Source organism: Geodermatophilus africanus (assembly GCF_900107105.1).
Lineage (GTDB): Bacteria > Actinomycetota > Actinomycetes > Mycobacteriales > Geodermatophilaceae > Geodermatophilus > Geodermatophilus africanus.
This window is the reverse complement of record NZ_FNOT01000005.1, coordinates 119,008-138,179: the sequence shown is the minus strand read 5'-3', so window position 1 is coordinate 138,179 and position 19,172 is coordinate 119,008. Positions and strand designations below refer to the sequence as shown.

Here is a 19,172-nt window from a genome sequence, read left to right as displayed (position 1 = left end):
GGGACGGCACCTGATCGCGGTGTCGCCCGGTAGGGCGACGGTGTGATCGCGAGGTCGCCCGGTAGGCCGAGGGTTGCTACGCCTGACCCTCGGCGACGGCGCGGCGGACCAGGTCGGCCGCGCCCACGATCCCGGCCTGGGCGCCCAGCCGGGCGCCCACGACCCGCGGGCCGGGACGGAAGCCGCGGCCCGGCAGCGCCCGCTCCAGCCGCTCGCGCGCCGGGCCGAGCAGCATCTCGCCGAGCACGCTGACCCCGCCGCCGATGACGACGACCTCGGGGTCGAGGACGGCGGCGAGGTCGGCGATCCCCTGCCCCAGCCACGAGCCGACCTCGGCGAGCAACTCCAGCGCGAGCGGGTCGCCCTCGGCGGCGGCGGTCGCGACGTGCTCGCCGGTGAGCCGGTCGGGGTCGTCGTCCACCCGTTCGAGGAGCAGCGCCGCCGCGGCCGGGGAGCTGCGGGCGACCTCGCGCGCGGTCTGCCCCAGCGCCGTGCCGCTGGCGTACTGCTCCCAGCAGCCGCGGTTGCCGCACGCGCACAGCCGCCCGTCGGGGACGACGCGCATGTGGCCCCACTCCCCCGCGACGCCGTGCGAGCCGCGGTGCAGCCGGCCGCCCATGACGATGCCGCCGCCGATGCCGGTGCCGAGGGTGATCATGAGCGCGAGGTCGGCCCCGCGGGCGGCGCCGTAGCGGTACTCGGCCCAGGCCGCGGCGTCGGCGTCGTTGCCCACCCACATCGGCCGCTGCAGCCGGGCGGCGAGGTCCTTGCGCAGCGTCGAGTGCCGCCAGGCCAGGTGCGGGCTGAACAGCACGGTGTCGCCGGTGCGGTCGAACCAGCCGGCCGCGCCGACGCCGACGCCGACCAGCGGCCCGTCGTGCCCGCGGGCGAGGACCTCGACCACCGCGGCGATGGCGTCCTCGGTCTCCACCACCGACGAGCCGGGGGTGGCCCGCCGCGCGGTCGCCAGGACCGTGCCGTCCGGGGCGACGACGCCGCCGGCCACCTTCGTGCCGCCGATGTCGATGCCCAGGGCGGGCAGCGTGGCGGCGTCGCCCGCGGGGGTCTGCACGGCCACTCAGGCGATCTCGATGTGCTGGACCGGCGCGGCCGGCGCCACGGGCTCCTCCGCCTCGGCCTCCGGCGCGGGAGCCGAGGCCCGCTCGGCGACGGTGCGCAGCGCCGCTGCAGCGGCGGTGAGGACGTCGGCCAGCGCGTTCGTCACCTCGGGGCGCTCGCCGCGCACCACGGCCGCCACCTGGCACACCGGGCACCAGCGGCAGTCGGTCGGATGGGCCCCGGCGGCGTCGGGTTCGCGCAGGGCCGAGCCGAGGGTCTCGCCCAGCCCGGTCACCAGCCGGCGGGCCTGCTCGACCCAGTCCGGTGCGTCGTTCATGGTGTGCTCCCCTCGGCGGCCAGCAGGTCGGCCGGCCACAGCTGCGGATCGGGTGTGAAGGAGACCTCCAGCTGCGCCCGTGCGGTGCCCGCGTCGGCGAGCGCGCCGCCGGTGACCACGCAGCGGCGCAGCAGTGAGTCCAGCCGGACGGACCGGCGCGTCCCGGCGACGGTCACGACCAGGTCGTCCTGCCAGCGGGTCAGGTCCAGGCCGGCGCGCTCTGCCCAGGGCAGCGGCAGCACCAGCCGGCGGACGCCCTCGGCCCGGTCGACCGACGGGGCCAGGGCTGCGGCCGGCGCGACGCCGTCCCCGCTGGACAGGAGTGCGGCCAGCGCCGCGGCCTCCGCCGGCTCGCGCGCGGACTCCGTCACGCGGCGCAGCGGGGCCAGCTCGGCGAGGGCGGCGAGGGCGGCGTCCTGCTCGGCGGCGCGCACCGCCCACCACTCCCCCCGGCCGCCGTCCGGCAGCACCCGGGCGAGGACGGCGACCGGCTGCTGGCCGTGCAACGCCAGCGCGGTCACCGCGCGGCGCAGCGCCGGGACGGCGCCGGCCCGCGGCACGGCGACCAGCCGCACCTCGGTGGCGGCCGGGTCGTCCAGCGGCAGCCGGTCCAGCGCCGCCTCCAGGGGCGGGAGGGCGTCGAGGACGGCGTCGACGGGTCCGCGCGACGCCGCACCGGAGCGCACCGCGGCGGTCCGGACGGCGCCGAGCACCCGGACCCGCGTGGGCAGTGCCTGGTCCAGCCACCACCGCAGCGCCCCGGGCAGGCCGACCAGCGCGGTGCCCGCCTCCAGCGGGCCGGCGTCGACGACCACCGTGTCGGCCTCGTCGTCGGCGGCCGCGCGGGCCAGCCGGGCGAGCAGGGCCAGCTCCGCGGACCCCGGCAGCGGCACCACCGAGGTGGGCGGAGGTGGCGTGAGCCCGGGGACGGCGCCCAGCGCGTCACCGGCCGACGTCCACAGCGACTCGGCCGCGGCCAGCGGCGAGACCGACGCCACGGCCAGCCCGGGGACGCCGTCCAGCCCGGCGGGGCGCGGGCCGGGACGGGTGAGCAGCAGCGTGCGGGTGCCGGCGGCCGCCGCTCGGACGGCGGTGGCCGCCGCGAGGGTCGAGGTACCGGCCCCACCCGGGCCGGTGAGGAGGAGCGTGCGCACCTGCCGCCTAGCCCTCCACGCGCTTCTTGAGCTCCTTGAGGGCCGTGTCGAGGATGACCTTCTCGGCCTTGCGCTTGATCATCCCGAGCATCGGGATGGAGAGGTCGATCGCGATCGTGTACGTCACCTCGGTGCTGCCCGGCGCGGTCTCGGCGAGGGCGTAGGAACCCTCCTGCCGCTTCTGCATCTGCCCCTGCACCAGGTGCCAGGACACCCGCCGGTCGCCCTCCCAGGTGTACTCGAGGACGTAGTCGTCCTTGACCGCACCGGCGTCGAGCACGAAGTGCACGCGGCGGGCCCGGCCCTCCGATCCGGCCTCGAGGACATCGACCCGCTTGGCCGCAGCCACCCACTCCGGGTAGGACGGGAAGTCGGCGATCACCGCCATGACGTCGGCCGGTGGTGCGGCCACCGTGATCGACTGGGTGGACTGGTCGGCCATGCGGAGCAGGCTAACCGCTCGGCCTCACCCGAGCGGGCTGCGACGGCCGCTGTCCCTACTCACGGGTAGTGAGCAGCGGCTAGATTTCTCCGGGACGGCCCCGCGTCGGGGTCCGGGCGACGGCGCCCGGACCGGGCGGGCAGGAGAGGACGAGGCGTGCGCGAGTTCAGCGTCCCCGCGACCACCGAGGTCGGCTCGGACGAGGCCCTGACCGACATGCTGGTCGAGAACGTCACCCGACACGGCGACGACACCGGCCTGCGGCGCCGGGTCGACGGCCGGTGGGTCGACGTGACGTGGCGGCAGTTCGGCGAGGAGGTCCGCGGCGTCGCCAAGGGCCTGATCGCCGCCGGCGTGGCCGCCGGGGACCGCGTCGCTCTGCAGGCCAAGACCCGGTACGAGTGGACGGTGTTCGACTTCGCGATCTGGACCGCCGGCGGCGCCGTCGTCCCGATCTACGAGACCTCCAGCCCCGACCAGGTCGCCTGGATCCTGTCCGACTCCGGCGCCACCGCCATCGTGGTGGAGCGTGACGAGCATGCCGCGGCCGTCGAGTCCGTCCGCGACCAGGCGCCGGACCTCGCGTCCGTCTTCGTCATCGACGACGACGCCGTCGGGACCCTCACCGTCGCCGGCCAGGACGTCCCCGACAGCGAGCTCGACGCCCGCCGCGCGACCCTGACCGCCGACAGCCTGGCGACGCTGATCTACACCAGCGGCACGACCGGCCGGCCCAAGGGCTGCGAGCTCACCCACCGCAACTTCCTCTTCGAGGTCGGCAACGGGATGAGCCTGCTGGGCCGCTTCATGAACCCGGAGGGCTCGCTGCTGCTCTTCATCCCGCTGGCACACGTGCTGGCCCGCGTCCTGCAGGTCGGCGCGGTCAAGACCCGCACCGTCATCGGTCACACGCCGGACGTGAAGAACCTGGTCGAGGACCTCGGCGAGTTCCGGCCGACCTTCGTGCTCGCCGTCCCCCGGGTCTTCGAGAAGGTCTACAACGGCGCCAAGGCCAAGGCGGAGGGCGACGGCAAGGGCAAGATCTTCGACAAGGCCGCCCAGGTGGCGATCGACTGGTCGCGCGCCCAGGACACCGGCGGCCCCGGCCTGGCGCTGCGTGCGCAGCACGCGCTATTCGACCGGCTCGTCTACGGCAGGCTGCGCGCCGCGCTCGGCGGCCGATGCCAGGGCGCCATCTCCGGCGGCGCCCCGCTGGGCGAGCGGCTGGGCCACTTCTTCCGCGGCATCGGCGTTCCCGTCTTCGAGGGCTACGGCCTGACCGAGACGACCGCCGCCGCGTCGGTCAACCACGACGACGCGCTGCGCGTCGGCACCGTCGGCCGCCCGCTGCCCGGCGTCGGCTTCGCGATCGCCGAGGACGGCGAGATCCTCATCCGCGGCGGCATCGTGATGCGCGGCTACTGGAAGAACGAGGCCGCCACTGGCGAGGCCATCGACGCCGACGGCTGGTTCCACAGCGGCGACCTCGGCGAGATCGACGCCGACGGCTTCGTGAAGATCACCGGGCGCAAGAAGGAGATCCTGGTGACCGCCGGCGGCAAGAACGTCGCCCCGGCCGTGCTCGAGGACCGGCTGCGCGCCCACCGCCTGGTCAGCCAGTGCATCGTCGTCGGTGACCAGCGCCCCTTCATCGCCGCGCTGGTCACCCTCGACGAGGAGGCCCTGCCGCTGTGGCTGCAATCCAGGGGCAAGGACGAGGGCCTCACCGCGGCCCAGCTGGCCGAGGACCCCGACGTGCGCGCCGAGATCGAGGCCGCGGTGGCCGACGCGAACAGGGCAGTCTCCCAGGCCGAGGCGATCAAGAGGTTCCAGGTGCTGGGCACCGACTTCACCGAGGACAACGGGATGCTGACCCCGAGCCTGAAGCTCAAGCGGTCCGTGGTGCTCAAGGAGTTCGACGCCGAGGTGGAGGCCCTCTACAACCGCTGACAGAGGACCGTCCTCTCCACCCCTCGCACGCTCGGGGCGGGGCCCAGGACGGGGCCGCGGGTCCTGCAGAGGGCCTAAGGCTGCAGGAGGCCGGCGAAGGTGTCGGCGATCGACGTCCAGGACCAGCGCTGCTCGACCCACGCCCGGCCGGCCGCGCCCATCCGCCGCGCGCGCCCCGGGTCGTCGAGCAGCCCGGTGAGCACGGCGGCCACCGCGTCGGGTGACCGCGGGTCGCCCACCACGTGCCCGGTGACGCCCTCCTGCACCGTCTCGGGGGCGCCGCCGGAGGTGCCGGCCACCACCGGCCGGCCGCACGCCGCCGCCTCGAGGTAGACCATGCCCAGCCCCTCCACGTCCAGCCCACCGCGGCGGGTGCGGCAGGGCATGGCGAAGACGTCGCCGGCGGCGTAGTGGTCGGGCAGCTCCTCCAGCGGCACCGGCCCGGTGAGGACGACGGAGCCCGTCAGCCCGCGCGCGGCCACCTCCCGGCGCAGCCGGTCCTCCAGCGGGCCGCCGCCGACCAGCAGCAGCCGCGCCCCGGGGTGCCGGGCCAGCACCCGCGGCCAGGCCGCGACCAGCACGTCCTGGCCCTTGCGGGGCACCAGCCGCGACACGCAGGCGACGACGGGCGCATCGCCCAGCCCGTACCGCGCCCGGACGGCCGCCCCGTCGACGTCCGGGGTGAAGCGGTCGACGTCCACGCCGGGCGACAGCTGCGCCATGCGGGTGACCCCGCCCACTGCCGGCGCCAGCCGGTCGCGGGTGTAGTCGCTGATGTAGGTCAGCACGTCGAGGCCGGCGGCGATCCGCCGCATCAGCTGCCGCGCGCCGGGCAGCGCCACCCAGCCGGTCTCGTGGCCGTGGGTGGCGCCGACCAGGTGCCGCACCCCGGCGTCCCGGAGCGCCGGCGCGAGCAGGCCCAGCGGAGCCGCGGCGCCGAAGAAGGCGGTGCCGCAGCCGTGCCGGCGGGCCAGCCCGGCCGCGGCGCGGGCCACCCCGGGCGTGGGCAGCAGCACGCCCGTCGGGTGCCGGACCACCTCGTAGGGCAGGGCGGCGTCGTGGGCCTCCCAGCCGGGCGAGCGGGAGGCGAGCACCGCCAGAGACTCGGGCGGGCGGCGGGCCAGCAGCGCGGCGACGAAGGTCTGGATGCCGCCCTGGCGCGGCGGGAAGTCGTTGGTGACGACCAGCGTCCTCACCCGGCGTCCGCCAGCCGCCGCCAGTCCTCCGCGAAGGCGATCCGCTGCGCGCCGGTCGGGTGCGAGCCGAAGAACCACTGCCAGGCCGCGGGCGGGTCCGGGTCGCTGAGGTTGGTGGCGGCCAGCCCGCGCTGCATCGAGGCGAACGCCCCGGCGTCCCCGGTGAGGTCGAGCGCGCGCAGGTCCGCCCGCGTCTCCACCTGCCGGGAGACCAGGTTCTGCACCGGTGTGCTCAGCAGCCCGCCCACCGACAGCAGGAGCAGCAGCAGCGGGACGACGGCCGGGTCGGCGGGCGACCGCGCGCCCACGCGGCGCAGCAGCGGCGTCCAGGAGAGCAGCCAGCCCGACAGCGCCACGGCGGCCCCGGCCCCGAGTGCCCCGACCAGCGTGCCGGTGAGCACGTCGCGGTGGACGACGTGGCCGAGCTCGTGCGCGACGATCGACTCGACGCCCTCGTCGGGCAGGCGTTCGAGGGTCGTGTCGTAGAGGACGATGCGGCGGGTCGAGCCGAAGCCGGAGACGTAGGCGTTGAGCGCCGTCGTGCGCCGGGAGGCGTCGGAGACCAGCACGTCCTGCACCGGCGTGCCGTTCTCCTGCGCCAGGGCGAGCAGCTCGGTGCGCAGCTCACCGGCGGGCAGCGGCGCGAAGCGGTTGAACGCCGGCTCGATGACCACCGGGTAGAGGAACGACCCGACGACGACGAAGCCGGCCGCCACCGCCGCACCCCACGCCCACCAGGTGCGCGGCGCCCGCCGCACCAGCCAGAGGAGGGACAGCAGCGCCAGAGCGGTGACCGCGGCGCCGATGGCGGTCGAGACCGCGACGTCGCGCAGCCACAGCCCCCAGCTCCGGGTCGAGATGCCGTACCGGTGGCGGACCACCTCCGCGTACGCCGACACCGGCAGGGTGGCCAGCCGGCCGAGGACCACCACCGCCGCCGTGCCGAGAAGCACCTGGGCGACCCGCCCGCCGCCGAACGGTCCCGCCACCGTCCGCACCAGCCGTGCCCCGAGCGGGGTCAGCCCCAGCGCGGCGGAGACCGCCAGGCCCAGCAGCAGCGAGGTCAGCGAGGCCGGGCGCAGCGCGCCGGCGTAGGCCTCGGCCCGGGCCAGGAGCTCCGGCGGCAGGACCGACGACGGGTCCGCCGGAGTGCGGCCGCCGGCCGGGTCGGGCAGCAGGGCCCACGGCGTGACGACCACCAGGACGACGACGAGCGCGGCGCCGAGCACGACCGCGGCCACCAGCGCGGCCCGGCGGGAGCCCACCCCGCCCGCCTCGCTCACGCGGCCGATCCTAGGTCGGGCCGAACGGCGGCCGGGACGGCACCTGGCCGGAGTCGACCGGTCGCGGGGGGTCGGGAGGACCTCCCCACCGGGACACGGACAGCGGCTCAGCGGCGACCGGGCAGGGCCCTCGGGTGTCGGGTCGAGGAATGGGGGCCGGAGGCCTCCGCGACGAGGCCCGGGAGGAGCTCCACGCCCGTCGGGTACGGCTCCTGGCCGCGGTGTCGGCCGGTGGGCCGACGGTGACCACGGACCGTGGGTTCGGGGTCCCTTCTGGTCGGCGCCACGTCGACTGCCGCCCGCACGACGCGCACGGACCGCCGTCGCACCCCGCTCACCCGGTGCGCCGTCCCACGGCCGGGCCGCCGGCCCGACGCTGCGGTGCCGCCCGCCGGACCGGAGCCGGCCGCGTGGCGGGCCGGTGGCGCAGCGGCGGCACCAGACCGGCGTCCGCCAGCACCTGCACGGCGCGGCGCTCGACCTCGTCGAACTCCACGACCACCCCGGGCGGCAGCACGACGACGTCCTCGGCGGACAGCCGGTCCTCCTGCCGGCCGGTCATCGGCACCACCGTCGGGTCGCTCCCCTGCCAGCCCGGCGGCGCCCCGAGGAGCACGGTGACGACGCAGTCGCCGCAGCCGGTGCCGCGGGCGCTGCAGGTGTCGCAGTCGATGTACACGTCCACTCCTCTGCTGGCCGACCCTCGTCGGGGAAGCCGTCCGTGGCTCCGGTCGATCCGGGCAGGACGCTAGGAGCGGGCACCGACAGTTCCGGGTCAGGCGCCGGCGTACTCCCAGTGCCAGGGTTCCTCGCGGCCGTTGCCGGGGTCGGCCCACCGCGGGTGGCGGAAGCCGAAGCGGCCGGCGTTGGCGACCATCCACGCGTACTGCGCCGTCCCGAACCGCTCGACGCCACCGCACAGGTCGACCGCCAGGCCCCAGCCGTGGTCGCTGGTGCCCGGCACCGCCGCGAGCGCCGGCTTCTCGCCGTACAGCTGCACCTGTCCGGCGTAGCTCCGGTAGGAGTCGGTGAGGCACAGCGGTGTCCCGAAGACGCCGGCGTAGGCGCTGCTCATCGCCCGGTAGGCCGCCGCCGCGTCGCAGCGCAGCAGGTGGCCGGCGACCCCCGGCGGGCACATCGCGCTCGGCGGGACCAGCCCGTTCGGGAAGCCGCCCCACGCCCGCCCGCCGGACGTCTCGGGCGGGTACCGCACGTCGCCGCACTCCACGGGCAGCGGCCCGCCGGACGGTTCGGTCGCGGGGGCGGCCGCGCGGAGCCCGAGGCTGGGCCGCCCGGCACCGAGCACCCGGTCGGCCCCTGGACGGCCGACCACCACGGCACCGGCGCGGGCGTCGGCCGCCAGCACCGTCCGCCCGTCGAGGGCGATGCCCACGTTGCCGGGACCGGACCGCCCGGCGCCGAGGAAGACCAGGTCCCCCGGGAGGACGTCGGCCGGGTCGACCGGCGTGGTCCTCGCGTGGAGCCCCGCCTGGTCGTCCGGGAGGTCGATCCCCACCGAGGCGTAGACGGCGTGCACCAGCGATCCGCAGGACCACGCGTCCGGCCCCGCCGCTCCGGAGGCGTAGGGCAGCTCCAGGGCGTCAACCGCGGCGCTGACCGCGGCGACCGCCTCGGCGGAGGGGACGACCAGGGGACCCGGTCCGCCGGGCAGCTGGGCCGCCCCGGCCTGCACGCCGCCGCCGGACGCCGGCACCGGCACCAGCCCGTCGGGCAGGCCCGCCGCCGGGTCGCGCAGCGCCGCGGCGGGCGGCGGCGCGACGCCGGCCGCGGCCAGCTCGGCGAGGTACCCGTGCCAGTCGGCAGCCGCCTGCCGGCCGGCCGCCCGCTGCTCCTCCCGCTGCCGGCCCAGCTGCCGGTCGACGGCGGCGACGGCGGCCTCCAGGTCCCGGCTCGCCGCGGCCGCGGCCGCCTCCAGCTCGGCGGTCTCGGTCGTGAGCTCTCCCGCTCGCGCACGGGCGGTCTCCCGCGTCCGCTCCGCCTCCGCCCGCCGCGCCGCCGCCTCCTGCCGTCGACGCTCCGCCGCGCCGACCACCGCGGCCGCGTGCTGCTCGGCCGCGTCGAGCAGGCCCGCCGCGGCGACGACGTCCCCGGGACCACCACCGGACAGCAGCACCGACAGCGGCGTGACCTCGCCCGCGTCCCGGTACACCGCCGAGGCGTGCCGGGCCACCTCGGCCCGCGCCCGCGCGAGGTCGGCGTCCGCCGCGACGATGTCGGCCTCCGCCTGCGCCGCGGCGGCCTCGGCAGCGGCGAGGGCCTCCCGGGCCGCGAGGACCCGGGACTGCCGCTCCTGCAGCTCGGCCTGCACACCGGCGGCGCGCCGCTGCAACTCGTCGAGCTCGGGGCTGTCCAGCAGGCTGGCGGTCGCGACGCCCGAGCCCGTCGGGTCGGCTCCCGCGTGCGCGGTCGGCAGCAGGACGACGGCGAGCGCGACGACGCCCAGCGACAGGGCCGCCACCACGCGGGACCGGGGGAGCGAGTGCATCGACCACCTCTGCGGCTCGGGACCGCAGCGGTCCGACGACGAGATGGTGTCGGGGGTCAGGCGCCCCCCACCAGGGCACGTCGGACCGTTCCCCCCGGACGAGCGAGGTCTCCCCCGCCCGCCCCGGACCCGGCGCGCGTCCCCGGGACTGTCAGCACCGCGACCTACCGTCCGCCCGTGCGCCCTTCCCCCGCCCGGCCGGTGCCGCTCTCCCCCGCTCGCCTGGCCGGGACGGCGGCCCGCGCCGCCGCCGGGCTGCCCCGCTACGAGCAGGCCACCATCGACGAGCTCGGCACCCCGCTGGCGGAGGTCACCTTCGTCGTGGTCGACCTGGAGACCACCGGCGGCTCGCCGAAGGACTGCGCGATCACCGAGATCGGGGCGGTCAAGGTGCGCGGCGGGGAGGTGCTCGGCGAGTTCCAGACCCTCGTCGACCCCGGCTGCGAGATCCCGCCCTACATCAGCGTGCTCACCGGGATCACCTCGACGATGGTCGCCGCGGCCCCGCGGATCGGCGCCGTCCTGCCGCACTTCTTCGAGTTCGCCCGCGGCGCGGTGTTGGTCGCCCACAACGCCCCCTTCGACCTCGGCTTCCTGCGGGCCGCCTGCGCGGAGAACGGCATCCCCTGGCCGGCCACGGCCTCGGTCGACACCGCCGTCCTCGCCCGCCGGCTGCTCACCCGCGACGAGGTGCCCAACTGCAAGCTGGCCACCCTCGCGCCGTACTTCCGCACCAGCACCGAGCCCTGCCACCGCGCGCTGGCCGACGCCCGCGCCACCGTCGACGTGCTGCACGGGCTGTTCGAGCGGCTGGGCCCGCTGGGCATCACCACCCTCGAGGAGCTGACCGGCCTCACCCGGCAGGTCGACCCCGAGCGGCTGCGCAAGCGGCACCTGGCCGACGACGTCCCGCACGGCCCGGGCGTCTACCTGTTCCGCGGCCCCCGCGACGAGCCCCTCTACGTCGGGACGTCGACCGACCTGCGCAGCCGGGTGCGCAGCTACTTCACCGCGGGCGAGCAGCGCAGCCGGATGACCGAGATGGTGGCGCTCGCCCAGCGCGTGGACGCGATCCCGTGCGCGCACGACCTCGAGGCCGCGGTCCGCGAGCTGCGGCTGATCGCCGAGCACAAACCGCGCTACAACCGGCGCTCCCGCTTCCCCGAGCGCGCGCTGTGGGTGCGGCTGACCGAGGAGCCCTTCCCGCGGCTGTCGGTGGTGCGCCGCGTGCGGCCGGGCGCCGGGGTCTTCCTCGGGCCCTTCCCCGACCGGCGCGCGGCCGACGCCGCCGTGGCCGCCGTCCACGAGTCGCTGCCGCTGCGCCAGTGCACCGGCCGGCTGTCGGTGCGGGTGCTCGGCACCGCCTGCGCGCTGGCCGGCATGGGCCGCTGCGGAGCGCCGTGCACCGGCGCCCAGTCGGTCGAGGAGTACGGGGCGGTCGCCGCCGTCCTCCGCACCGCGGTGGCCGCCGACCCGCACGGGCTCCTGGCTCCGCTGCTGGGGCGGGTGGAGCGGCTGGCCGGCGAGGAGCGCTACGAGGACGCCGCCGTGCTGCGCGACCGCGTCGCCACCCTCGTGCGCGCGGTGCGGCGGCGGCAGCGGCTGGAGTCCCTCGCCGCGGTGACCGAGCTGGTGCTGGCCCGCCCGGACGGCGAGGGCGGCTGGCAACTGTCCGTCGTGCGCCGGGGGCGGCTGGTGGCCGCCGGGTGCGCGGCCCGCGGCGTCTCGGTGCGGGCCACCCTCGAGGGGCTGCTGGCGACGGCGGAGACGCCGGTCGGCCCTGACGGCGAGCTGGCCGCCTCGGTCGACGAGACCGAGCTGGTGCTGCGCTGGATGGAGAAGCCCGGCACCCGACTGGTGCAGGTCGACGGCACGCTGGCCTGCCCGGTCCCCGGCACGGGCGGCTACACCGGCTTCCTCGACCGGGTGGAGGCCGGCCGCGCCGGGCGCGACCCGTTCGCCGACGGCCGCTCGCTGGGCACCCGGGCCCGGCCCGAGCGGGTCTCCCCCGGGGCCGCCATGAGCCGGTGACCTGCTGGAACGGCTCTCCTGCAGGGGCCCGCGCCGAGCCGGTGACGTGCCGGAACGCCCCCGCTGCAGGGACCCGCCGCGAGCGGAGCGAGTGGTGGGGGGCAGCGGGGTCCTTCTAGCATCCCCGGCGTGATCACCGCCATCGTCATGATCGACGCGGCCACCGACGCGATCCCCGAGGTGGCCGAGGCCGTCGCCGAGCTCGACGGGGTCAGCGAGGTCTACTCCACCGCCGGCGAGGTCGACCTCATCGCGATCGTCCGGGTCCGCGAGTTCGAGCAGGTGGCCGAGGTGATCGCCGGGCGCATCAACAAGGTGCCCGGGGTGCTCGAGACCGAGACCCACATCGCGTTCCGCGCCTACTCGCGGCACGACCTCGAGGCCGCGTTCTCCATCGGCCTCGAATAGCGGCCCATCCCGGCCCCTGCAGGGTCCCGCCGCTGGCCCCGTCCCGGGCCCGCCCCGAGCCTGCGAGGGTGGGGAGGACGGGGTCCTTCCACGGTGGCGGGCAGAGGGTCCTCTCTCAACTCCGCAGCGCCCGGCTGGTCTCCACCCAGCGCGCCAGCCGGGCCTCCGCCCCCCCGTCGTCGACCGCCGCCGCCGCCTGCTCCAGTCCCGCGGCCAGCGCGTCGTGCAGCCGGCTGGGCCGCTCCGCGAAGGCGGCCAGCGCGGCGGCGGCGTTGAGCAGCACAGCGTCGCGCACCGGGCCGGGCTCGCCGGCCAGCACCCGCCGGAACACGTCGGCGTTGAACGCCGGGTCGCCGCCCCGCAACGCGTCCGCCGGCGGCTGTGCGATGCCCAGCGCCGAGGGGTCGACCCGGTCGGGCTCCACCTCACCGCCGCGCACCACCCACACCGAGGACGTCGTCGCCGTCGTCAGCTCGTCGAGGCCGTCGTCCCCCCGGAAGACGAGCGCCCGCACGTCGCGCGCGGCGAGCACCTCGGCGACGACGGGCGCCATGCGGGCGTCGGCGACCCCGATGGCGGCCGCCGCCGGGCGCGCGGGGTTGGTCAGCGGCCCGAGAAAGTTGAAGACCGTCGCGATGCCCATCTCCCGCCGGGGGACGGCCGCGTGCCGCATGCCCGGGTGGAACACCGGCGCGAAGAAGAACCCGATGCCGGCCTCCTCGACGCAGCGCGCCACCGCCGGCGCGGGCAGGTCGATCACCACGCCGAGGGCCTCGAGCACGTCGGCGGCCCCGGAGGACGACGACGCCGCGCGGCCGCCGTGCTTGGCGACCGGCACCCCGGCGGCCGCCGTGACGACCGCGGCCATCGTGGAGATGTTGACCGTGTGCGCACCGTCGCCCCCGGTGCCGACGATGTCGACGGAGGTCAGCGGCAGCTCCACCGGCGTCGCCTGGGCGAGCATCTCGGCGGCCAGCCCGCCGAGCTCCTGCGGCGCCACGCCCTTGGCCCGCAGCGCGACGGCGAAGGCGGCGATCTGCGCGGGCGTGGCCTCACCGGTCATCACCTCGCGCATGGCCCACGTCGTGTCCTCGGCGGCGAGATCCTCGCGGGCGAGCAGGCGGTTGAGCAGCGCCGCCCAGGTCCGGCCGGCGCTCACCGGGCGACCGGGCGCCGTCCCACCCGGTCCCGCAGCAGGCCGGCGACGACGGCGGGGGCGGTCAGCGGGTCGACCGGGAGCGGCAGGGTGGCGTCCGCCTGCGACCAGTGCGCCAGCCAGCGGTCGGGCTGGCGCGCGACGAGCACGCACAGCGCCGGGCGGTCGGCCACCTCCACGGTCAGCTGGCGGGCCAGCGCCAGGCCGCCGGTCGGCTGCGCCTCGCCGTCGAGGATGCACAGGTCCACCCCGCCGGCGTCCACGGTGTCGACGACGTCCTCGCCCGTGGCGCACTCGACCCAGGTCAGCGGCCCCACGTCGGCGGCCGGGCGGCGGCCCACGGCGGTGCGCACGGCGGCCCGTACGTCGGGCCGGGAGCTGTAGACCAGGACGGTGGCCGGGGCGGCGTTGCTCACGGCGCCGAGCGTAGTGGCAGCGGGGCCGCCGACCAGGCAGCGCGGGGACTCGGTATCGAGGAGGTCACGGCGCCGCCGAGATCGCACCCGCGGTCGTGGCCTTGCCTGGAGCGATGCCATGATGGGCCTCGTGACAACGGCTCCCCTGGCGAGCGGCACCTTCGACACCTCCCGGGTGCACTCGCTGACCCGACCGAACCTGGTGAGCGTCGGCACGATCATCTGGCTCTCCAGCGAGCTGATGTTCTTCGCCGGTCTGTTCGCCATGTACTTCACGGCGCGCGCCCGGGCCCTCGAGGGGTGGCCACCGGAGCCGACCGAGCTGAACCTGCCCTACGCGCTGACGTTCACGATCATCCTGGTGGCCTCCTCCGTCACCTGCCAGCTCGGCGTCTTCGCGGCCGAGCAGGGCAACGTCTACGGCCTGCGGCGCTGGTTCACGATCACCTTCCTGATGGGCCTGACCTTCGTCCTCGGGCAGGGCTTCGAGTACATCCAGCTCGTCGAGGAGGGCACCACGATCTCCTCCAGCACCTACGGATCCGTCTTCTACCTGACGACCGGCTTCCACGGCCTGCACGTCATCGGGGGCCTCGTCGCCTTCGTGTACCTGCTCATCCGGTCCACCATGGGCCGCTTCACGCCGGCACAGGCGACCTCAGCGATCGTGGTCTCCTACTACTGGCACTTCGTCGACGTCGTGTGGATCGGGCTCTTCGCCACGATCTACCTGATCCGCTAGGGAACCGGTGTCCACCACGAACCCGCAGTCCGACGCCCCGTCCGACGAGGGGGCGCCCCGCGGCCTCCGCCGCTGGTCCCGCCGTCCCGCCGACGGGTCCCCCGCCGCCGCGGCGCGCGCCCGTCGCCGTTCCAAGCACCGTCGCCGCGTCGCCAACGTGGCCGGCCTGATGGCCGCGCTGGTGCTCACCGGCACGCTGTACTCGGCGCTCTCCCCCGCGCAGGCGACCGAGGAGAGCGGCGCCACCGAGTCCTCGGCCGAGGCCGCCGGCCGCGAGCTGTACGAGCGCAGCTGCATCACCTGCCACGGCGAGAACCTCGAGGGCGTGCCCACCCGCGGCCCCTCGCTCATCGGCGTCGGCGAGGCCGCCGTGTACTTCCAGGTGCACACTGGCCGCATGCCACTGGTCCGCCAGGAGGCCCAGGCCCCCGATAAGCCGGCGGTCTTCTCCGACGAGGAGATCGACCAGCTCATGGCCTACGTCCAGGCCAACGGCGGCGGTCCCACGCTCCCCTCCGGCGACCTGCGTGAAGGCGACCTCACCGAGGGCGGCGAGCTGTTCCGCCTCAACTGCGCGTCCTGCCACAACTTCGTCGGCGAGGGCGGCGCGCTCTCCTCCGGCAAGCGGGCGCCCAGCCTCGAGGACGCCAACGACCTCGAGATCTACACGGCGATGCTGTCCGGCCCGGAGAACATGCCGGTCTTCGGGGACAACCAGCTGACCCCCGAGGAGAAGCGCGCCATCGTCAACTACGTGCAGACGATCAAGGCGCAGGCCGACCCCGGCGGTGCCGGCATCGGCCGCATCGGCCCGGTCGCCGAGGGCGTCGTCATCTGGGTCGTCGGCGTCGCCGCGCTGCTGTTCGGCATCTTCTGGATGGGCAGCAAGGCGTGAGCACGCGCACCATCTCCACCACGGCACCACGAGCGCTGACCACGGCTGTCGGCGAGGAGGAAGCGTGAGCACGCGCGAATCGGCCCCCGGGAGCACCGGCGGCGCGGACGTCCCCGGCCCCCTGCACGGCGGTCCGGACGACGACTACACCCCCGAGCAGCTCGCGACCCTGTCGCGCGAGGAGCTCGACCTGCTGGGCGCCCGGTACGACGACGTGCAGGTGCTGCACGTCGACCCGGGCCCCGAGCCGGGCTCCTCGGTGGAGCGGCAGGCCGTCCGCCAGGTCGCCCTGACCTTCGGCCTCGCGGGGCTGGCCGCGTTCGCGGCGTTCGTCATCTACGTCGGCTCCGGCTGGTTCCTGCCCGACTGGCAGTGGACCATCACCGAGGGCGGCTGGAGCGCCATCTTCACCCCGATGATCGGGGCGCTCGGCGGGCTGGCCCTGATCCTGGTCGGCGTCGGCATGGTGGTGTACACGAAGAAGCTGCTGCCGCACGAGACCGCCGTCCAGGACAAGCACGACGGGTCGCACTTCGACCGGGTCACCACCGGCGCGACCCTCGTCGGCGGTCTGCACAACAGCGGCCTGGCCCGCCGCAAGCTCATCACCCGCTCGCTGGTGTTCATGGGCGGCGGAGTCGGGCTCATGCTGCTCATGCCGCTGGGCGGCCTGATCCGCAACCCCAACACCGGCAACCCGCTCGGCACCACGAGCTGGGGGGAGGGCGTCCGCCTCCTCCGCGACGACGGCAGCCCGATCCGTCCCGGCGACCAGCAGCCCGGCTCGCTGGAGACGGTCTTCCCGGAGGTCCCCGGGGGCAACCGGGAGTCCGACGCCGCCACGATGCTCATCCGGCTGCGCCCGGAGCAGGTGCAGGTCGACCGGCCCCGCACCGGCCAGGAGGAGTTCGGCTACGGCGACTACGTGGCCTACTCCAAGATCTGCACGCACGCCGGCTGCCCGGTCTCGCTGTACGAGCAGGAGACCAGCCGCATCCTCTGCCCGTGTCACCAGTCGCAGTTCGACGTGACCCAGGGCGCCAAGCCGGTCTTCGGCCCGGCTACCCGCCCCCTCCCGCAGCTGCCGATCACCGTCGACGACGAGGGCTTCTTCGTTGCGCGTAGTGACTACATTGAAGCTGTTGGCCCCACCTACTGGAACCGGGAGCGCATCTGATGGCTCGCACCGCCACAGCGCCGGGTGTCCCGACCACGCCACTGGGCAAGGCTGCGCTGGAGGTCGACGACCGCCTGATCGTCGCCGGTCCGCTGCGGCGCACGCTGAACAAGGTCTTCCCCGACCACTGGTCGTTCCTGCTCGGCGAGATCGCGCTCTACTCGTTCGTCGTCCTGCTGCTGTCCGGCACGTACCTGACCTTCTTCTTCGACGCCTCCATGCGGGAGGTCGTCTACGAGGGCACGTACGCGCCGCTGCGGGGCGCCGAGATGTCGGCTGCCTACGAGTCGACGCTGTACATCTCGTTCGACGTCCGCGGCGGCCTGTTCATGCGCCAGCTGCACCACTGGGCGGCGCTGCTGTTCGTCGCGTCGATCGTCGTCCACCTGACGCGCATCTTCTTCACCGGCGCCTTCCGGCGTCCGCGCGAGACGAACTGGCTGATCGGCGTCGCCCTGCTCGTCCTGTCGTTCGCCATGGGCTTCACCGGCTACTCGATGCCCGACGACCTGCTCTCCGGCACCGGGCTGCGGATCGTCTCGGCGATCATCCTGGCGATCCCGGTGGTCGGCACCTGGGTGCACTGGGCGGTCTTCAACGGCGACTACGTCGGCGAGTTCATCGTCGGCCGGATGTACATCGTGCACGTGCTGATCGTCCCGGCGATCATCCTCGCGCTGATCGCCCTGCACCTGCTGATCCTGGTCAAGCAGAAGCACACCCAGTTCCCCGGCCCGGGGCGGACCGAGCACAACGTGGTCGGCAACCGGCTGTTCCCGGCCTTCGCCGGCAAGGCCGGTGGTCTGTTCTTCATCGTGTTCGGCGTCTGCGCCGCGCTCGGTGGCCTGGTGCAGATCAACCCGGTGTGGCTGTGGGGCCCGTACAACCCGGCGCAGGTCTCGGCGGCGTCCCAGCCCGACTGGTACGTCATGTTCCTCGACGGCTCGACGCGTCTGTTCCCGGCGTGGGACATCAACCTGCCCGGCAACTACACGATCCCGGCGCTGTTCTGGCCGACCCTGGTGCTCCCGGGCATCCTCTTCACGCTCCTGGCGCTGTACCCGATGATCGAGCGGAAGCTGACGCGGGACACGGCCTCGCACCACCTGCTGCAGCGTCCGCGTGACGTCCCGGTGCGGACGTCGCTGGGCATGATGGCCGTCACCTTCTACGTGGTCCTGATGATCTCGGGTGGCAACGACGTCATCTCCGAGAAGTTCGACATCAGCCTCAACGCGATGACCTGGGTCGGCCGCATCGGGCTGGTGATCCTGCCCCCGATCGTCTACGTGCTCACGTACCGGATCTGCCTCGGCCTGCAGAAGCACGACCGGGAGGTCCTGGAGCACGGCCTGGAGACCGGTGTCATCCGGCGGCTGCCGCACGGCGAGTTCATCGAGGTGCACCAGCCCCTCGGCCCGGTCGACGAGCACGGCCACGGCGAGCTGGCCTACGGCGGTGCTCCGGTGCCCAAGCGGATGAACCAGGTCGGTGGCGCGCGGCGTGCCATCCGCGGGTTCTTCAAGCCGATCGAGGAGCCGGCGCAGGTCGAGCTCGAGCAGCGTCGCGACGAGCACGGTCTCGCCGCCGCGGAGTCCCGGGAGCTCACCACCTCCGGGCGCCCCTCCGACGGTGGCCGGCCGCAGGAGCCGCGCGACTGACGAAGGACCCCCTGCCCCCGCCACTCGCGAGCTCGCGGCGGGACCCTGCAGGGGGGCCACGCACCACGCAGGGCCCCGACGGGATCTCCGTCGGGGCCCTGCTGCATCCCCGGCCCGTCCCCGACACCGCTCCGTCCACCTCCCTCGCCGGCGGTGGGCGTCGGGCGCAGCCAGCCGATGGCCCGGACCGCGGACGGCGGTGCCCCACGGCCCTCAGGGCGCCCGGAGCCGCGAGGTGCAGGTGAGGTAGCCGGTCACACCACCCAGCCCGCTCAGGCGCCCCTGGGGCCCGCGCCGGCGCCGTCCCGCCCCTGGGGCCCCCGGCGCCGCCCAGGGCTCCGCCTTGGCTCCGCCCCGGCTGGCGTCGCCCACGGGCGTCCGGCGGGCCCTGGGAGGCCGCTCGCGGCGCGCCACCGGCGTCCCCGTCGGCCAGCCGCCGTCCGCACCGTGCAGGACCGCCCACGGCGACGGTCCGGACGGGTCCCCGATCGCTCTCCGCCCGACGGGAGCGCCGCGGCCCGTCGTCCGGACGCCCTCGGCAGCGAGCCCCCCCCGGCAGGACCGCCACCCACCGCCTGCCGCACACGGACCGCACACCGGGCCCGACCTGCTCCGGCGCTCCCGTGCGCCGGCTCCCGGGGGCGGGTCCCGCCGGGGGCATCGGGGCGGCCTCGGCCCCAGCGCGGCCCGTGGGGCGCCGTCCGCGCACCGGTCCCTCGGAGACGGACGAGGGCCCCTTCCCGCAGTAGCGCGAGGGGC

The 19,172-nt window shown here is 75.7% G+C and carries 17 protein-coding genes; 7 read left to right on the top strand and 10 right to left on the bottom strand.

All coding sequences use genetic code 11. The features are described from left to right. Nucleotides 1-76 precede the first annotated feature (76 nt). From BLW63_RS10865 to BLW63_RS10850, 4 genes are read right to left on the bottom strand one after another with little or no spacing between them, the layout of a single operon-like run. A complete protein-coding gene (locus BLW63_RS10865) occupies nt 77-1,072 on the bottom strand; it encodes an ROK family glucokinase (protein ID WP_091156136.1) in 996 nt (331 codons plus the stop codon). A gap of 6 nt (nt 1,073-1,078) precedes the next feature. Then, nucleotides 1,079-1,396 carry a hypothetical protein gene (locus BLW63_RS10860; RefSeq protein WP_091155307.1) on the bottom strand — a complete coding sequence of 106 codons (318 nt, stop codon included), beginning with the start codon at nt 1,394-1,396 and terminating at the stop codon, nt 1,079-1,081. After that, entirely contained in the window at nt 1,393-2,550 is a 1,158-nt protein-coding gene (locus tag BLW63_RS10855; protein WP_091155303.1) for an ArsA-related P-loop ATPase, read from the bottom strand. Before BLW63_RS10855 ends, BLW63_RS10860 begins: the two co-directional genes overlap by 4 nt. A 7-nt stretch (nt 2,551-2,557) precedes the next feature. Continuing rightward, a complete protein-coding gene (locus BLW63_RS10850; protein ID WP_091155300.1) occupies nt 2,558-2,992 on the bottom strand; it encodes an SRPBCC family protein in 435 nt (144 codons plus the stop codon). A 156-nt stretch (nt 2,993-3,148) separates the two neighbouring features. Here BLW63_RS10850 and BLW63_RS10845 point away from each other — a divergent pair, with 156 nt between their 5' ends. After that, entirely contained in the window at nt 3,149-4,942 is a 1,794-nt protein-coding gene (locus BLW63_RS10845; protein ID WP_091155296.1) for an AMP-dependent synthetase/ligase, read from the top strand. Nucleotides 4,943-5,016: 74 nt separating this feature from the next. On the opposite strand, the gene BLW63_RS10840 is transcribed toward BLW63_RS10845, so the two are convergent. The 4 genes from BLW63_RS10840 to BLW63_RS10825 all read right to left on the bottom strand — a co-directional run bounded on the left by BLW63_RS10840 (nt 5,017) and on the right by BLW63_RS10825 (nt 9,927). Next, complete coding sequence (locus tag BLW63_RS10840) at nt 5,017-6,138, bottom strand: glycosyltransferase family 4 protein (protein WP_091155292.1); 1,122 nt, start codon at nt 6,136-6,138, stop codon at nt 5,017-5,019. Continuing rightward, nucleotides 6,135-7,421, bottom strand: a complete 1,287-nt coding sequence (locus tag BLW63_RS10835) for a M48 family metallopeptidase (protein WP_091155289.1) — start codon at nt 7,419-7,421, stop codon at nt 6,135-6,137. The genes BLW63_RS10840 and BLW63_RS10835 overlap by 4 nt, the downstream gene beginning before the upstream one ends. 334 nt (nt 7,422-7,755) lie before the next feature. Beyond that, entirely contained in the window at nt 7,756-8,100 is a 345-nt protein-coding gene (locus BLW63_RS28565) for a hypothetical protein (RefSeq protein ID WP_091155286.1), read from the bottom strand. A 96-nt stretch (nt 8,101-8,196) separates the two neighbouring features. Next, entirely contained in the window at nt 8,197-9,927 is a 1,731-nt protein-coding gene (locus tag BLW63_RS10825) for a D-alanyl-D-alanine carboxypeptidase family protein (protein ID WP_091155283.1), read from the bottom strand. A gap of 177 nt (nt 9,928-10,104) precedes the next feature. Between BLW63_RS10825 and BLW63_RS10820 the strand changes: the two genes are divergently transcribed. Both BLW63_RS10820 and BLW63_RS10815 read left to right on the top strand, forming a co-directional pair. Further along, entirely contained in the window at nt 10,105-11,958 is a 1,854-nt protein-coding gene (locus BLW63_RS10820) for a DEDD exonuclease domain-containing protein (RefSeq protein WP_244522496.1), read from the top strand. Between the two features lie 129 nt (nt 11,959-12,087). Further along, nucleotides 12,088-12,366: an Lrp/AsnC family transcriptional regulator gene (locus BLW63_RS10815; protein WP_091155277.1), complete on the top strand. Its 279-nt coding sequence runs from the start codon at nt 12,088-12,090 to the stop codon at nt 12,364-12,366. Nucleotides 12,367-12,481: 115 nt separating this feature from the next. Here the strand turns inward: BLW63_RS10815 and trpD are convergent, their stop codons facing one another. Together trpD and BLW63_RS10805 are read right to left on the bottom strand one after the other, a co-directional pair. Beyond that, nucleotides 12,482-13,525, bottom strand: coding sequence for an anthranilate phosphoribosyltransferase (trpD, locus tag BLW63_RS10810; RefSeq protein ID WP_091155273.1), 1,044 nt, complete (start codon nt 13,523-13,525; stop codon nt 12,482-12,484). Next, complete coding sequence (locus BLW63_RS10805) at nt 13,522-13,938, bottom strand: response regulator (protein ID WP_091155270.1); 417 nt, start codon at nt 13,936-13,938, stop codon at nt 13,522-13,524. The genes trpD and BLW63_RS10805 overlap by 4 nt, the downstream gene beginning before the upstream one ends. Before the next feature lie 130 nt (nt 13,939-14,068). Between BLW63_RS10805 and ctaE the strand changes: the two genes are divergently transcribed. The 4 genes from ctaE to qcrB all read left to right on the top strand — a co-directional run bounded on the left by ctaE (nt 14,069) and on the right by qcrB (nt 18,413). After that, the gene (ctaE, locus tag BLW63_RS10800; RefSeq protein ID WP_091156132.1) at nt 14,069-14,680 is read left to right on the top strand and encodes an aa3-type cytochrome oxidase subunit III; all 612 of its coding nucleotides are present in this window, start codon (nt 14,069-14,071) and stop codon (nt 14,678-14,680) included. 7 nt (nt 14,681-14,687) lie between these two features. Continuing rightward, nucleotides 14,688-15,575 carry a cytochrome bc1 complex diheme cytochrome c subunit gene (qcrC, locus tag BLW63_RS28560; RefSeq protein WP_091155266.1) on the top strand — a complete coding sequence of 296 codons (888 nt, stop codon included), beginning with the start codon at nt 14,688-14,690 and terminating at the stop codon, nt 15,573-15,575. Between the two features lie 64 nt (nt 15,576-15,639). Further along, on the top strand, nt 15,640-16,752 hold the full coding sequence (gene qcrA / locus BLW63_RS10790) for a cytochrome bc1 complex Rieske iron-sulfur subunit (RefSeq protein WP_211517077.1): 1,113 nt from the start codon (nt 15,640-15,642) through the stop codon (nt 16,750-16,752). After that, nucleotides 16,752-18,413: a cytochrome bc1 complex cytochrome b subunit gene (qcrB, locus tag BLW63_RS10785; RefSeq protein WP_091155262.1), complete on the top strand. Its 1,662-nt coding sequence runs from the start codon at nt 16,752-16,754 to the stop codon at nt 18,411-18,413. Before qcrA ends, qcrB begins: the two co-directional genes overlap by 1 nt. Nucleotides 18,414-19,172 lie beyond the last annotated feature (759 nt).